Annotated in this window: 4 protein-coding genes; 1 reads left to right on the forward strand and 3 read right to left on the reverse strand. The window is 44.3% G+C overall.

Going from position 1 to position 17,920, the window contains the following annotated elements; all coding sequences use genetic code 11:
* Positions 1-200 precede the first annotated feature (200 nt).
* The 3 genes from KZC02_RS26620 to KZC02_RS26630 form a co-directional block, all read right to left on the reverse strand.
* Positions 201-9,455 carry a malectin domain-containing carbohydrate-binding protein gene (locus tag KZC02_RS26620; protein ID WP_221391437.1) on the reverse strand — a complete coding sequence of 3,085 codons (9,255 nt, stop codon included), beginning with the start codon at positions 9,453-9,455 and terminating at the stop codon, positions 201-203.
* Entirely contained in the window at positions 9,397-13,386 is a 3,990-nt protein-coding gene (locus KZC02_RS26625; protein WP_221391438.1) for a hypothetical protein, read from the reverse strand. The genes KZC02_RS26620 and KZC02_RS26625 overlap by 59 nt, the downstream gene beginning before the upstream one ends.
* 104 nt (positions 13,387-13,490) lie before the next feature.
* Positions 13,491-14,546, reverse strand: coding sequence for a hypothetical protein (locus KZC02_RS26630; RefSeq protein ID WP_221391439.1), 1,056 nt, complete (start codon positions 14,544-14,546; stop codon positions 13,491-13,493).
* A 506-nt stretch (positions 14,547-15,052) separates the two neighbouring features.
* Between KZC02_RS26630 and KZC02_RS26635 the strand changes: the two genes are divergently transcribed.
* The gene (locus tag KZC02_RS26635) at positions 15,053-17,476 is read left to right on the forward strand and encodes an ABC transporter permease (RefSeq protein WP_221391440.1); all 2,424 of its coding nucleotides are present in this window, start codon (positions 15,053-15,055) and stop codon (positions 17,474-17,476) included.
* Positions 17,477-17,920: the final 444 nt, after the last annotated feature.

Genomic DNA, 17,920 nt, shown 5'->3' on the forward strand with positions numbered 1-17,920 from the left:
ATAGAGTGGGATGGAAGCGGGTACTTACATTTAAAAAAAGTACGTCTGTAATCAATTTTCCGGTACAAGTATGAAACCAGCTCATGTATGCCATGAAAGAAATAATCGTGTCGAATGTGTTTTTTGAAAATGTCCGCTTTTCCTGGTTCAGATGATTCGGAAGAAGCGGACATTTTTAATATGCTATACAATTAAATTAATCACTCAACAGCGAGCTTTATTACTTCACTGTATGCAGATGATTGTATTTCAAGCAAATACAAGCCTGCGTTCAGGTGTAATGACGAGGTATCAAATTTAAGTGTATTGCTGGTTGCTGACTGCGGTACTTTGCGGGAAATGATAGTATTGCCAGGTGAAGACATCAGCCGCAGGCTTACGTTACCTTTATGCCGGGATGACAGTTTAACCTGGAATGTGTTCTTTACCGGGTTCGGGTAAACATAAGAAGTCGTATTTGATGGTGCTTCCTCCACAGTTTCAGTGATGCCCTGCCTGATGTTGCTGTGATCATGTTCCTCCACATTTTCGATGATCAGTTGTGGTGGGAACTCTTCATTTTCACGGCTATGGAACACAGCACGGTCGTTCTGGACATTGTAAATGATAAAACTCGCCATCTTGTCGCCCTTCATTTCGGAAAGCACAAATTCGGTTACATCCATTTCGTAATACTGTAATGTACTTGAAATGCGTACCGTATCCATAAGATGGCCTGGTACTGACGGGGCATTTTCCCAGTTGATACCCGTTTCAGTCCACGAATCATTGGCCAGGCTGCGTGCTGCAATGGTGATCATGTTATCGTTTTGAATATTCTGTCCGTATAAACGGATCCGTGCCGAGCCGATTTTGGATACATCGGCCAGTGAGAATTTCAGGTAGGTACGCCGGTTAAAATCGGTAAATTCGGATCTCTTTGTTTCCAGGGTCGTATATAACCCGAAGTTTTCCAGTTTTGATTCACCGTTCCTTATGTAGGCATCTTCTATGGGTGAAAGCAGCTCCTGTTCAACAGGTATTACCTCAATGGCGCAAATGGTTGGTAAATCGGCATTACCCTTTGAGAAGTCAATATTTACAAAGCCGTCCTTTACCTCCACGGTAAATGTTTTCCTGACTGCACGCAGTGAACCGCCGGTTTCTGAATAGATATCATAGTTACTCAGGAAACGCTGCTCTTCAATATCGACATTAAACAAACGTTTTCTGAGTCCTTCTGCACCTCCGCGGCCTCTGATTCCCCAAAACAGCTCAGCAAAATGCAGTACAACGCGGACTTTACCATTCCTGACCGGGATTGTATAATTGAAGGCTGTCGACGATCGTTCTGCCCGGTAGAGTTCATCATCTTCTGTATTTTTGATATCCCATTCCGGAATAGCCACAACACGGTCGGTGCCTCCATAGTACCGATCCGCAATGAAGTGCCGGTTGGCTGAGGCATCAAACTCTTTTCCTCCTGCATTGATCCTGATACTTGCGGTGGGTGCTTCTGTCTGTCCAATCCCAAGTGCGGTAATGACTTTTCCGACTGGAATAGTTCCTGTCAGCATACTGTTTTCTGTTACAGAAGAAGCAGATTTTTGCCCGCTGAGGTCGATCCATTGTTTGCCGTCCCATCCTGCAAGCCGAAGATTTTCAGCAGCTGCAAAACCGGATACGTCAGGAATGGAAACCGTAACAGTAATTGGATTTGTCTGATCAGTAATACTTATCCAGTCCCACTGCCCAACCTTGGACACTGAAGAAAGCGGGGCCAGAAAATCCGTTACCGGATGGAATGGGCTGGCATCAGAAGGGTCTTGTGTTTCAGACGGATCTCCAGGTATCCACGCCATACTTATTTTTGCAGTTGCTGGTTCCGGGGCACTGATTTTGACCGGCCGGCTATCTGTACCGCTGCCTACCGGAAAGGTAAATGGTTGGTTGCCAACTTTGGTCACATACCCGTTGACATGCTGGGAGTCCTTATTACTATTGGAATAACCTGCACTTTCTTCAAACAAAACAGAACCTTTCTCCGTAAGATTTCTAAGGGTAGAGGTAATGCCGTTCTCGAAATTCAGGTTTCCCGCAATGACTATACCTTCAGTATTCGTAATCTTTATCAGGCTGCCGGTACCATTTACAAAGTCGGCATCAAAGAAATGAGGACGCCGCGAACCGGTAATTTCCTGTGTGCCACCCGCCGTACCTGGACCTTTGAAAACATCTTTATGCCCGCTTGATGTATTATATTCTCCACGATTCGTAAAGGTTGCCACACTTGGTCCATAATGACCTGATACACCGTTCCCACTACCGGCATACTTTCCGTCTGATGAACTGTTCCAGGCAGCATGGTTTTCGAAAATACCTCCTTTATTGCGTATTGTACCACTGATGTCGGTTACTGTTTCAGGATCACAACCTCCCAGAACAACGAGTTTGGCGGTTGCGGACAATGTCAGTTCCGATCCTTTTTCCATTCTGATAGAAGCGATACTTGCAGTTGAAATCAAGTCGCATCGTGGGGCATTAGCCGGGAAAATGACGGTAGTTTCCTGATCAGGAATTTGCATGATATCCCAGTTTTTAGGGTTAGACCAATTCGAACTGGTTTGTCCTTTCCAGATTGCGATTTTTTGCTTTACGGTAACTATCAGCGTGTCAGTACAGCCTGCGGGATTTGTAGCGACGAGCTTATAAATTCCTGCTCCCGCTTCTTCGGGTTTGTCTGTATTCCAGACTTTAGTAAAATCCATATTACTGAAAAGTACCGTCAGGTCCACCTTTTCGTTTGCACATTTTATTGCAATCGTACTGTCCTTGCCCAGTCCGGGAATAGCATTGACGGTTGTAGACCGGGTCGCAGTCTGGCCACTCAGTTTATAACTGATGATGTGCGTACCGGTTCCGGCCAGAGATGGGTTGAAGATATTCCCAACGACTCCCGGCCCGCTGAAAACACCGCCGGACGGAATTCCTGTGAGTTTTTGCGAAGATGAATTATGGCAATAGGCATCCTGCAAACCACTGAACGTAACTTCGCCCGATACGAACTTCACCACAACCACATCTGTACTGAACAATGTCCCGTCGCTTACAATCAGCATGAAAGAATACGTTTTTCCACGATCGGCTTCTGTCATGGTGAAGGAAGGTGAAACAGCCGTTGTATCGCTTAATATAATTCCTTCCGGAGCTACCCAGCTATATGTAAGTGCATCGGAGTCCGGGTCAGAGGATGCCGTGCCATTTAGTTTTATGGTCCCGGTTTTGGTCACACTGATGTCGGTTCCGGCATTTGCCAAAGGTGCCTTGTTGGCTGACTCGACAGTCCAGGATACAGAAACATTTCCCGGGTTTGTTTTACCGCTGCTGTATTTGCTTACATTCTGAATATTGAAAGTGATCTGGTAAGTTCCGGCCGTATTACTGATATTGTTGATGCCCTTGATCTTGTACAATGAATCATTGACCGTTTCAAAACCCAATCCGGACGATGGTATCAGAACACCATCCTTCCTCAGCTGGATGCCTTCCAGGAGTTTGGCGGTATTAAGCAGTTTTGATGAAAAAGCAAGCGGAATGCTGCTGATCTGCGTTTTCAGGATCTGTCCCGGTGCCAACTTCCAGTATGCAAGAAGCGGTAACTGATCAATATAAAGCGCTTTTTCTGCCATTACCGCCCCGCCAACGGCTGCTGTCGCGGTTATTCTGATCTTCAATTCACCCCCTCCTGAAATATTGATAGCAGCCGTCCGGTTACCGGCAGCAACAGCTGACGTGTTGGACAACACCACTTCACCACTTGGGTCAATCTGTGAAATTGTAACCTGTGATGCATTTTCATTCAGACGGTATCCGACTGTCAGAGACTGCCCGGAAGTATAGCCATCTGTTGAAGAAAACCCAAGGTCCGGACTAATGGTCACATTGGAAATGGTGATCGTAGATTGATGGTTTACTTTCCATGAAAGTTGTTTGGTGCCGCTGCCTATGTTTCCACTGCTATCGACAACATTTTCGAGGTTAACTGAAAACACATAATCTCCGTCAGGGTAAGTCTGCATACCGAAATTACCAGCCACCCAGTTCCTGGAATCCACAAAGGCCAGCTGCGTAAATCGGATCGGTATCGCTTCCCCGTTTCTTGTAAGACTGAATGCGGATGTATTCAGCCCTGAAACTCCTTCATTGAAACGGAGTTTTATAAATGCAACATGCAGCGGATCTATTGCGCCTTCATCCGACTTTTCTATACGGGTGAGGGTAGGGCCGGTATTATCTACGGTCAGGAATACGGACTGGACCTGCTTGCCTTTTACCTTTGTTTCAGAACTTATGTTCAGCATGTCTACCCGCAGTTCATAAACACCGCTTTGTGTAAGGATTTTATCCAGTCCCGACAAACTGAACAACCTGTGATCGCTGCTGACGGAATCGATCTTCAGACTGCCGGATTGCAGGACCTTGTCTTTATAAATTGTAAACCGGGCAGGTGTTACGGTTGCCACTTCGATGGGCAGGTTAAAGTAAATACCAACGCTGCTGTAAGACTGGGCAAACCGGTCAGCTGGCAGACCTTCAAATGCCTGAACGATTGGTGTATTCAGGAACTGTGACCAGGTGACCTGTTTTCCGCTCAGGCCAGAAGTACCATAAATATCGGTGATTTCCGCAGCTTGTGCGGTAAAATTGAAAAATCCATTGCCGGTAGTAACAGCAGACAGGTCTACATCGAAGGTTGCAGAGTCCAGCTGGGTGATAATGACAGATGAATTTATGATATTCGCTCCGCCTTGCAAAGTTAGGTTCAGGTCTTTATAGGTGAAGGTCGAGGCGTCAATCCCTTTATTGAAATAAACCTTAAGATGCTTCACCTGCTCCGATACCACTTCGGCCGGAGCACCCGCAATGCTGTCAATCCGTGGTACATCTGTATTGACAGGTTTCCAAATGACAGTATAATTTGTGGCTCCTTTTGAACCGAAGTGATCAACAAAATGGAATTTATTTTCATAAACCGGGGACCTGCTCACAGGCAGGGTAACGAAAGTAAGCCACGCATTATCCAGTGGTATTGCCTGTCCATCACCACGTGTTACGCTGACCAATTCGTAAAGCCTGTTGCCCGGGTCGTCAAGTTTGATATAATTGAAACCTGTATCTGCCGGTGTGACGGTAAGTGTATTGGTAAACGATGGAGGTGATACGGGGGCACTGAAACTTCCGCTAGCAGCAGCATTCACCTTGGCCGTCCTGTTGCCCTGGGAGAAATAAATGATATCCGGCCTGTCGGCAATATCAAAGACGTCGTTCACCAGGAAATCGTTGATGCCGTCTTTTAAACCGCCGTAGAGTTGGATGCTTTTGGTAAGCTCGTGTAATTTCACACCTTGTATCAGGCTGAGTTCCGGATTTCCGAAACTATTGGAATGAACAACTTTGGCATCGTAGCTGACAAATTTGCCCAGGAGGGAACTCGTAAAATACCACTGTCCTATACGTGTCTGCAGACCGGGAATGGTACCAAAATTTATATTGGTGATCCCAAGCTGTTTTGCCTGTCCCTGAAAATTGGAACCTATCAGGCTGAAATTAATAGCCAGCCCTTTTTCATTATCCACAATTTTTGGCTGGGCTGAAGAGATTGTCATGTTCACAGCCGGCCCGTAACCTTTGTTTTCAACCATCACAGCCAGTTCTGCCGGTATCGTAGGCTCAATCTCAGGTGAAGTAAGTGCATCGTCTCCCAGAATATTCCTTTGCATGAAATAATGCAGCATCAGATTAGGGCTTGGATTCACGGTGATAGATACAGCTGATAATGGCAGGGTGATAACCTTTTCTGCATAAGGGTCCCAATAGGTAATCGATCCGCCGAATTTGTATAATTTCGGTGCTTGTGGAGCCGCACCAATTTCGGGGATGAACAGGAATTTGACTGATCCCTTTTCCTGGGCTCCTATTTCCCCCGTACCGGTCACGTCGGATAAATTGGTCAGGCTTTTGGTCTGGATCTCAAAAAGCCCGTTACTCGGCGTACCTTCTTCGTCAGTGATCATAAGGTTGACCGAGATGGTCTTCATTGCGTCAGTAGGATGCCCGTTACTGATCTCCAGTGTTCCTTCGAATGCCTCCCGTGTCATGGTCACCTTTTGGTTAAACTGGACAACTACCGAAGCACATACACCTTCATTCTGACCGTCAATGATTTCGTTGAGCGCCGCAATCGACTTGCTATGCATGTCATCAATTGTCTGATATTCTTTCTCGACAGAATAGTTGTGCGCGTTAATCAGGGAATCAACATAATTATCGACCAGATTCCAGTTGATAATGTTTGGATATTCTGAATTAGGAGCCTGTACACCTTTGCTTAAAGCTTCCAGCGATTTGTTCCAGCGTACGAAGAAGGCTGAAAGGGTAGTTTGTTCTATTTCGTATCCTTCCATTGCAGTTAGGATATCGTTCTGAACATTTACCGGAATAGGGGTAAGATCGTTAAGGTATTTTTTTACCAAAGGAAAAAGAACTGTCAGGCCTTCTTCCGTGATCATATCGCCAAAATACTCTGACATCCAGGCCGAAAATGAAGTATAACCCTTCAGGACAACCTTAAGATTTCCTGATATCTCAGTAAGTGCCGCACTAGGCAAATCTTCCGAAGTTCGCAGTGCACTTTGCATGCCATTCAATCTGCCGCCACCTGCTACTTGCGTATTCGAACAGGTCTCAATAGCTTTTAATATTCCTCTTATACAAAGTAATTGTGCACCACCCGGAACTAGACCGCCAATTTTTCCTATAACACCTTCAAGTGCACAGTCAGCAAGTCCCGCCCCTTTTTTGTGATTCGCTCCATCCAGTGCTACACCTCCTACACACACCAGTAAACTAGGTAAATCGGCACCAGGAATGCAGCCAAGCACTGCTCCGGCAATGTCTGCAATACATGCAACACAGCTGGTTTTTGCAGCTTCAACGGTTGGAATATTACTGGCGCCACCTGATGAGGGGCCATCGCAGCCGATAAAGCATGGGGGCACCCCAATCGGGTATCCTGTGGCAGACGATCCGGTCCACCAGGGAGTGGGTATTTCACCTCCATTTCCCGGACAGGAACGACCCTGGTAAGTGAACGTCGCCGGATTCTGCTCCCACAAACCAGTAGCAAGATTACATTTGTAGGTATACATCACTACTACGTAATCAGAACAAGGCAGATCTTCTGCTGTTGCCATTGTCCGGCCACCTGTCAGCCCATTTTTTCTTCTCATAACAGCCGGAACCTGGATGCTCTGCTGGGCAAGGAGGTCGGCTGTTACATAATTAGTCACAAATTCGTATTGTGGGTCTGTCGTAGGCAGCATTAACGTTACCTGTTCAGCTGTAATAAGCCCATGATTGGTGAGTGTAATGTTAAAAGGATATTCCTGTCCCTCTGCCAGCTGGGGCATGGTCTTGGGCATTTCGATGGTCACTACGGGTATTGGTACATTCGTTTCGAACTTGGATTCCAGGACCACCTCATATTCATCCTGTATGGCTGTAGGCACCACTGTCCAGTTGAAAGTAATTGCCTGGTAGTTCAGGAAAACATCCTGTTCTACTGTGCGGCCCGGGTTAATTTCCAGCACATTATTGTAAGTCTGGTGATGCTCTTTTTCGACCGTGATCCGGTGAGTGCCCTCAGGGATATCTTTGGCTTCAAACACACCATCAGCATTGGTAGTGCCTTCGGCATAGACTTCTCCGGTAAAATAATTTTTGATGGTAACCTTGGCATCCTGTACTTTGGGCGCACCCTCAGAATAATAGGTAAACTGGTCTGAGACCGTAATCAGGGCTGTTCCGGAAGCTTCTGCTACTTTTTCGAAAATAAAGGGAATGGTGAAAGAATTTCCGTTTGCAGCGTTAATCCCGATATTTCCAGTGACCGGAAAGTCAAACGGGACTTCATCCAGTGCGAGAAAACTAAGCGTTACTACGGTTGTGTCTCCCAATGAAAGGGAAGATATGGTTTTAGGAGTAATGCTTTTCATCCAATTGACAGCAGGCAGGTTTACGCTGATCTCACCAGTTGCTCCCTTCCCTTTATTGACAAGCAAAAATTCAACTTTCCGCTCTCCTGAACTCTGGGAAACACTCGCCTGAATGCTGGATACATTGGAAACAAGGTACCCGTTTGCTGCCTGGCAGTAATAATAAATTTTTGAATTCTGGTTAAGGCCCTCATCGGATTTTGCCTGCAGGCCGGCCTCCAGATAGTTGTTGCCATTGGATAGTTCAGATCCCTTGATGGTGTAGCTAAGATTGACCGAAGCATTTCCGGCAAGGGAAGCCAGAGTAGCAAATTCCATTGTTAATCCGTCTGGTAATGTTACCGGATCCAATGTAAAATTCGTAAGTGATTTATTACTAAGATTTTGTATTTTTAATGATCCGGTCAGAGGTTCGTTTAAGATGACCTGAAACTTGGGAATTACGTTGTCATTGATGCTCACACCAAGGATATCAAAAGCGTCCTGCTCGGTAGTCTGGTTCATGCCCGGGAAGCTTGCTCCGAGTATATAATGCCCGGCCTCTCCGGCAAGTGGCGTAAACTGGACAGTAAACTTACCTGAGCCATCGGTAACAGCTTTAATATTCCTTCTTATTCCGTTTACAATTACATATACCTCTACTTCAGAATTGGGAGCGGGTGACCCGTCGGCTTTACTTGCAGAACCGGTAATAGGGATGTTCGTGCCCTTCTGGACAAATGTCGCAGCAGCTGATGCTTTAGCCAGGAAGCCCGGTTCAATAGTGAAGTCTATGGCCTTGGAAACGTTGTTGGTCAGCAGAATTTCGTTTTGTGCAGCATCCGGATTGACCCAGAAAAGCAGTTTAAACGATCCTGACAGATCAGGGCTTTTGGCCGCATTGATCAGTATCTTCGTTTGTCCGGCATCTATAGCTTCCATGAGCAGATTTTCCGAAACTAAAATATCAGAATTATCAATTACATCATCTTTGGACAAATAGCCGCGAACCAATATTCCCGAAGGCGCTTTGGAAGATCCTGAATTTTTTATGGACACCTGATAGTTAAATAAAGTGCCTGTCTGTACGGAATTGCTGCTTAACTGCACTAATGGGATTTCAAAATCCGGCTTGTTCAAATCTGTAACCATCACCCAGATAGATCCTGACGAAAAACCGCTCGCCGATACCGTGAAATATACCTGCTGGTTTCCGTCCGTAACGCCATCATTCAATGTTGTAACGGGTATATCAATAAAGGTTTTACCGATCGGTATTACAGCAGTTTGGGGAACAGTGGCTTCGCTGAGATCCGACGATGAAAGTGTAACGGAAAGTGCGTTTGTAGTGGGTGTGTTTCTGGTTATTCTTAACAGCCCCGCATTAGGCAGTCCTTCCGGAAATGTTTGCTGCGTTACGGTCAACTGCAAGGGACGGGCCATCGTTATCATTAATGGTAATATCCGCAGAAACCGAGCCGGAACTTGCCGGTGGTGTATTGCAGCCGCAGGAAGAAACAAACATGGAAGCAGTAAGAGTCACCTTGCGCTGACCGTCTGCTATGTTATTATCAATGACACCGATCGTAAAGGTTTTTTCATTTTCACCCGCTGCCAGGGAAATGGTTTCCGGCAGGACCAGTGTATTGGGTATACTTGCTGATAAATTGGCAGTAAAAGCAAATGATTTGCCAGTTGATGTCCTTCGCAAAGTTGCCTGGGTGGCATGAAGTCCGGCGGATTCTGAAATTGTATTGGTTTGTATTACAAGTTCAAGATTCGGTAAATCGTCGTCTTTCACCAGGATCGTCTTAGTCACAGGCTCGTGATTTGCTGCACCAGCTGTAAATGTAACGGCGAGGTCAATTTCGGGAATATCATCCTGGGCCAGAATAACCGGTACATCAATACTCAATGCCCCCGCAGGAATAATTACCGTGGCAGGAACCGGAAACCTTACTGGATTAGCAGATTGAAAATAAACCGTAAGCGGGCTTGAGGGAGCCAGGCTGGTTTGTACCTTAAATGTTACTGTCTGTCCTTCCAGGGCACTCGCCGGTAAATTGGTGACAGACAATGAAGCCAGATCATTGTCAAAAACTGTTATCTCACCTGATGCTCCCTGAAACCCTGAGGCCGAAACTTTAAGCTCGCTCGTTGCTGTTGATTCTGCTGTGCTGTTATCCGGAGCCTCAATTGTAAATGAAACGCCAGCCTGTCCGGCGGGAATTATTACAGATGCCGGAAATGAAAACCGGGATGCATTGTTAAGGCTGACAGAAACAGTTAGCGCATTGGCAAGTGAACCTGTCCTGTTAACTGTTGCTGAAATATCGTTGGAAGAACCTTCTGTTATCTGGCTGGATGATAACGACAGGGTAAGCACTTTTTTGATTGTCCATGCAGTTTGCTGGATACCGGTATTATTTTCCTGTGTCCCGGGTGCTTCCTGGACCGAACTGCCGGCAATTAATTCAACTACAAAAACAGCCTGATTCCCGACGTTTAGTTCGGCCGGAATAGTAACTGTATCGCTTCGTGAAATATGCTTTCCGGTAGCCAGGGTACTATTATTAAAGACAGTAACCTGCCTGATCTGCGTCCTGTTTTCGCCTGATGGGGATTGTATATAGATCCGCTCGGTCCAGTCTGCTGGTGAAGGTGCCGTGCCATCATTGTAAACATCCCAGGAAACATTAACCACCTCATTTGGCCCCGCACTTGACTTACCGGAAGTAACATTTTTTACAGCCAGGTCAGGATGCCCGGCAGAAACAATGAAACTTTGCCGAATGGCAGCAGCTGGACTGTATATGTTGTTCCCTGATTGCGTAGCCTCTATGGTAACCGTACCTGCAGCCGTTAATGTAACCAGGGTTCCGTTTAGTGTAGCTGGCCCGGAAATAATCCTGAATGCTACTGGTAATCCTGACGATGCTGTGGCATCCGGATTGAAAGGTGCATCACCAAAAGTTTTAGGAGGGATTGGTTCAAAAGAGATTTCCTGGTTACGTTTTATAACATCAAATATCCTCTCGGCCTGGGCAGGTTTGAAAAAATCGTTCCCAGCCTGAAAAGCTTTTACCTTTACTTTTCCAACACTGCCGGTAAAAGTGATTGTATCACCGGACAACCTTGCAACGCCGGAAGATGGCTGTGTGGTAATAGTATAAGTTACCGGTAAACCCGAAGATGCTGTGGCTCCAACGACCAGAGTACCATTCGGGTATTGATCTGGAATCACAGGAAAATCTATCGTTTGTTCGGCTGCCAGTATTTGTTTCGTATCAAAGGTAGAAACCGGCCCCGCAAGTTCATAACATGCCCGTCTGGCTACAACCTGCCATTTATAAACTTTTTCATCTGCGATAACGAATGGGTCGTTGCTTGTATAGCTCGTAGATGCAATATCTTTAATTACCGGTATTGCCGGCCTGGTTTCATTTTCAGGCCATATATAAAGGTCATATAACGACGCATCTTTTACCGCAGACCACGAAAAAGTCAAAGGCAGGTTTACATCGGTTTTTCCATTGGCCGGAAGCAGATTTTGAAAATTTCCGGTAAGCGGGCTATTAATGACTTTGACCTTTAAAGTTTTAACAGAATCATCCGCCGCACATACTCCGGTATATTTCACTTTGAGTACAAATGAACCTTCTGCATTCCAATTGACCGATGCCAGGTTTTGATCTGCCGAAAGGGCGCCGCCCCCGGAAAGTGACCACACATACTTCTCAACATCTGTGGCGTAATTGTTTAAAGCATATTGTTTGCTGCCAAAGCAAACCAACGTATCTCCCGTAATGGTGAAGGCCGGAGGCGTGGCGCGGATGGTTAAGTCAGTATTGTTTGAAGCACTGGTCCTTTCAGGATTGCTGGCTATTATCCGGATCCTGTATGCAGACCCTGGTGTTACTTGAGGTACCACAGCTTCGATTGTTCCTGATTTGGTACCTGATAACGTTCCAATTACCCGTGGAGAACTGAAACTCCCGTTTATATCGGATAACTGTGCTGTAAAAATATTATCTGCTGAAAAATTCCCGTTTACTGTAAAGGGCACCGAAACAGAACTTCCTGTGCATAAGATTTTATTGATCTGCCCTATTGTAACGAAAAGTCCGGTAGGAGGTTCTATTCTGAAGGTGTTTGAATGTGCAATACTCCAGTTGTCGTTTTCATCCTGCGCCCTTATAAAAATTAAATGATCACCCAATGAAAGTGTATTGTCTTCTATTTCAAAAGCAATATTTTTAATATCAGTACCAGATGTAATAGCGATTCTTTTGCCTTTTCCAAAGCCCGGATCTTTGTCTATGAAATATTCTACCCTGCTTATTTCGGATAACGTGTCTGAAACGGGTAAAGTATTTTTATAAAATGATCTGCCGGCTGTCAGCCCCCAATTTCCTTTTGCATCTTTAAAACGGATATGTAACTGATGAAAACCCTCGTCAGAACCGGATATATCAGCTAGAAATGCAATGTTGTTTACATCCGTACCGGCGGTCACAGCAATGGCAGTTCCTTTCCCAAATCCGGGATCGCTATCTAAAAAGTACTCACCCTTTACAATTTTTTCTGGTCCGGTACTATTCGGGTTCAGATTTTCTTTGTAAAAAGTACGAAGGGATGTCTGGCTCCAGGAGCCGTTATCATCCTTGAATCTGGCATAGATATTATGAAAACCTGTGGGAAACGGGGTAATATCAATTGCCAGGGAAATCTGTCCGGGTTCTGCCGATGGGGAAACAGGAATATTGGTTCCTTTCCCAAATCCGGGATCTGTATCAATAAAATATTCTCCTTTTACAACCTTAGACAGTAATGTGGAGCCGGGAATCAGGTTTTCTTTAAAAAATGAGCGGGCAGGTGTTAAGCTCCATTTTCCATTTTTGTCTTTAAAACGTACTTGCAGTGTATGAAAACCATGTTCCAGTGAAGTAATGTCAAAGGCAAAAGAAACTTTATTCAGGTCCGTTCCGGGTGTCAACGGAATATTGGTTCCTGAACCGATACCCGGATCGGTATCTATAAAATACTCGCCTTTTATAATATTTGGAATTACTGAAATGTCAGAACTTAAATTTTCCTTATAAAAAGTGCGTGTACCTGTCAATGACCAGCCACCCCTGGTAATGGTGGTGTTATCATTTAATTTTTCCTGATAAGGTTTTATAAAAGACCTTACGAACAGGTTATGAAAACCAAAGGAAAAGGTATTAATATCAACCGGGAATGATGTACTTACGTCCAGTTCTGATTTAAACGGTACATTCACACCACGGCCAAAACCGGGGTCCGCATCTATATAATATTCAATCTTTGAAACCTGTTGCGCCTTAATCGCAAAAGAAAAAAACAAAGACATAAAGATGTCGCAAATAATGTAAGGAATTGGCGTAAAAGTCTGGTCATAACAATTGCAGTTCAGCAATTACATGTTGAATAAAAATTTCAGAAACGGGAATACTGTCAGTTGTTTGACCTTACTTTTAAAGTAACATCAATCGGATCGTTCGTGCTGCCAACTGGTTGGTTCTCAAATGAGTAAATAGACGGAACGGGCGGAATGCCAGAGAGTTTGTATGTAGAATAACTACCAAATATTCCACAATCAATTGGATTAGCGGTAGTACTGCCATATCCTGCTCCTATTGCAGGAGATCCTGATTTTAGTTTCCATTTAGCATCTGACGAACCTGTTGCCACGAAAACTTTGGTCATGTCAATGCTGGATTTATTTCCGTTGGTTGTACCAAATTGCGTACCGGAGCCAATGTTATTAGCAACCAGATTACCTGCTCCATCAAAGAATCCGGCAAATAAAATGTTATTGGTAACGCTGCTGTTATACGTAAGTACTTTACCGCGCCGGAAAATATTGTTCTGAACAAGCAATATTGCATTTGCGCTGGCAGTTAAACATACATTTTCGGTTTCTTCGCCAAAGTATTGAGGAACGGTGATATAATTATTGGTAATTAAAATTCCGGTTGAAGGATAAGCCACGTTTACGGTAAGCCCGTAGTTCTGTGATATGATAATGTTTTTGGCACCAATTGCGCCATTGTTCTGAACGTAACTAATATATACTGAACCAATCCCCCAATCCGGTTCAGCTCCGTTTGGGGACGAAAATTTATTTCTTTTAATTACAATGTCATTGGAACTGACAGAAATAGTCCCGCCCCAAAAATCAATACCCATCACTTCGGATCCCGCTGATCCTTCCTGGTAACTGATTCCCTGAATTTTAGCTGACAAGGTAATAGCCTGAAATCCGGTATTTTGATCTAAAAAGTAACCCGGACCTATTATTACTAATTTCTTGGTGGAACTCAGGCTGCCATAATCATTAGGAGAACCTTCCAGGTGTAAAGTATCACCGGATTTTGCTCCGTCATGTGCTGCCTGTACTGTGGTAAAATCTGCCAAAATTCCATTATTGTTATTTACACGCCAGATTTTAGCATTGCAGCATAGTGAACTAAGCAGGAAGATTCCTGACAAGAGAGAAAGTTTTTTCATGTAAGTTGAGTGTTTTAGCTTTACAATTTAAAAGTATAGATACTTTCTTGCTATTTCAATTACTTTCTATTCTATGACGACGATACTTATTAAACGGCTAATTAATGGCTCATTCAGGCTGAATGGCCATTTATTTCCCAAAGCAATAAAATGAAAGTAAAGTTTAATATCATTCTGGTTGCATCCTGCTATACGAAAGACCCATATAGCTATTACTTAATCTAACGCCGGTTAAATGCTTCGGTGTAAGTTAATGTGTTGTTCACACTTTCGGATTATGTTCTTGCCAGAGTTACAGTAGTGGGCCGTTCTTTCGTCCGCAACTTATCCCGGCCATTGTACAGGATTAATTCAAAGAATGGAAACAGGTATAAATCGGGAAGGACAGATATTATATAGTATAACTTATTTATTAGTTTTTAAACTAATAAATAAGTTATACATTTAGCCCGTAATAACCGGGATAGGACTTTATCTAATTATCTGATCATAAATTCACGTTGGCCATGATACGGAATTACATCAAAATTGCCTGGCGTAATCTGCTAAAGGATAAATCGATTTCGTTCATCATGATATTTGGGTTAGCTTCTGGTATAGCTGCTTTTCTTTTAATCACCCGGTACGTATTCTCTGAGTTTAGTTATGATGAATTCCATACCAAGGCAGAAAATATCTATCGTATCCGGCTCGATGATTACAAGCAGGGTGTTCTGACGAATAGCAGTGTAATCAGCTATCACGCCGAAGCTCCGGCCCTGAAAGAAGCGTTTCCTGAGGTCGAAAATTTCGTTCGGCTGCACCGGGCAGATGGTATGATCAGTTACCGGAAACCAACGGGTGAAGTGGTCAGTTATTATGAAAAAAAGGCATTTTATGCTGACTCATCTTTATTCAATATATTTTCATTCCCCTTGCTGAAAGGTTCTGCCAGCCAGGTGTTACGACGGCCTGAGTCGGTTGTAATTTCTGAAACGATGGCACATAAATATTTTGGCCGGCAAAATCCGATGGGCAAAACGCTTCGTTTAAGTACAGATTGGCAGGGGGGTGACTTCGTGGTGGAAGGCATATTTGCTGATATCCCGGCAAACAGTCATATCCATTTCGATTTTGTTTTTTCCATCCGTAATCTGCTTAAAAATCAACAGTTTGCCACGGGAGGCTGGTACTGGACCAATTTCTATACATATCTGCTCCTCAAACCAGGCACTTCGCACAAAGCGTTACAGGGCCGGCTGTCCGGTATTATCGAAAAGCATATTGGCAAACAACAGAAGAAATACAAGGTCCGGCAAACTTTTGTTTTACAACCTCTCACTGCAATTCACCTCTATTCCCAAACGGCCACGGAGGTTGAAGCAAACGGAAAAATTGGTATCATGTATGTACTTATCCTGGTTGCTTTCCTGATTCTGGCCATTGGCTGGCTTAATTATATCAACCTGGCCACTGCGAGAGGTATTGAAAGGGCAAAAGAGGTAGGAGTTCGAAAAGCAATGGGTTCTGAAAAAGGACAATTGATCCAGCAGTTTTTTGTTGAATCCGTGGGTTTTAATCTGTTAGCCGTAGTAATTGGCATTGGTCTTTTTTTACTTGTGCAGACGATCTTTAATGACCGGATTCAGGGTACCAATGGCTTTTCAATGCTTCAGGAGCCCAAATTTTGGATCGTATGCTTAACGGTAGTTTGTCTGGGGTTCTTTCTTTCCGGATTTTATCCCGCGTTTATCCTTTCCTCGTTCAAACCAATTGCCATTTTAAAAGGGTATTTGCCTAAAAAAACAGGGGGTGAATCTTTTCGCAGGGCCTTGGTAGTGTTTCAGTTTACCGTTTCGATTTTCCTGATCATTGCCACATTGGTTATTAACCGGCAGCTTACTTTCATGCAGCAGCAGGATTTAGGAATGAACATCGACCAGAAGCTTATTATTAAAGCCCCCAAAGTGTTACGTACGGACAGCTTTACCAATGACATTCGCTTTTTTAAGGATCAGATGTTAGCGAATACCGGTGTCCTGCAGGTGGCGGCTTCTTCCGAAGTTCCGGGGCAGGAAATTTTCTGGACAGACGAATGGCAACGGTTCCATGAGGCTGCCGCCGGTTATAAACTGTGCAGTATGCTGGCTGTTGACGAAGATTTTATTCCGGCCTATAAAATCAGGTTGTTGGCGGGGCGAAACTTCAGCAAAGAGTTAATACTTGATAACGACGTGGTTATCATCAACAAAAGCGCGTTAAAGGCTTTTAGGTTCGCAACCGCGGAACAGGCAATCAATCAGGAAATTGGCAACGTACTACCTAAAAAGATTATTGGCGTCGTGAATGATTTTCATCAGCAATCCCTGAAAACGGCAAACCGTCCCATTATTTTTCAACATATTCCCTGGAATAGCAGCTTTCTGACGATAACGTTACGAAACAATAATGTAAGGCAATCGATAAGTACGTTGCAAAAGACCTATCTCGAAGCGTTTCCCGGCAATGCATTTGAGTTCTTTTTTCTGGATGATCATTTTCAGCGACAGTACGAATCTGATGAACGGGTAGCCTCTCTGTTTAGCTGGTTCGCACTGGTAGCGATTAGTATTGCCTGTTTGGGTCTTTTGGGTCTGGCTATGTTCACGGCTAAAAATCGCACTAAGGAAATTGGTATCCGAAAAGTACTCGGAGCCAGCGTTGGCAGTGTTGTCATGCTGCTATCCAGGGATTTTCTTAAGCCAGTGGGCCTGGCAATTATTGTAGCTTCCCCACTTGCCTGGTACGCTATGACCTGGTGGTTACAGGACTTCGCTTATAAAACGGATATCAGTTGGTGGACATTTTTAGTAGCCGGTGGGTTAGCGATTGGAATTGCCCTGATCACCATAAGTTTTCAAAGTGTCAAGGCAGCTTTGATGAATCCTGTCAGGAGTTTACGCAGTGAATAAGGTTGGGTTTGGCTTATGTAAAACCATGTTTTAGATAACGCCTAAGATAAACCATGGCCGCGTGCATCGCATAAACGCTCTTTTTTTCAGGATAATACATAATGGTTTCACGTCTCGCAATGAAGGGTTTTCTTAAACTTTAAAAACTTTGGAATAATTGAAGGCAGCAGAAAGGCGATTTCAATCAATGATAGCTTCGCGAATTCCTGGTAGTTTGAATCCCAATATTATCATTGTGTAACCAAGCGTTTTTATGTCTGTTTTTGATTTATCTTGTCTGTGTAATCTCAATCATACTTTTATCGGATCCGGATTCCGGAAAACGGGAGCTCACAGGCCCGCAGCAGGTTAACTTAACTTGCTATGTCCATTTACTAAAAGATGATTGCAGCGCAAAAGCAGGTCTTACCTGTCTTAGATTGATCCTGAAGATATCTCAAAGAA

The organism is Dyadobacter sp. NIV53, from assembly GCF_019711195.1.
In the GTDB taxonomy this organism is placed as follows: domain Bacteria; phylum Bacteroidota; class Bacteroidia; order Cytophagales; family Spirosomataceae; genus Dyadobacter.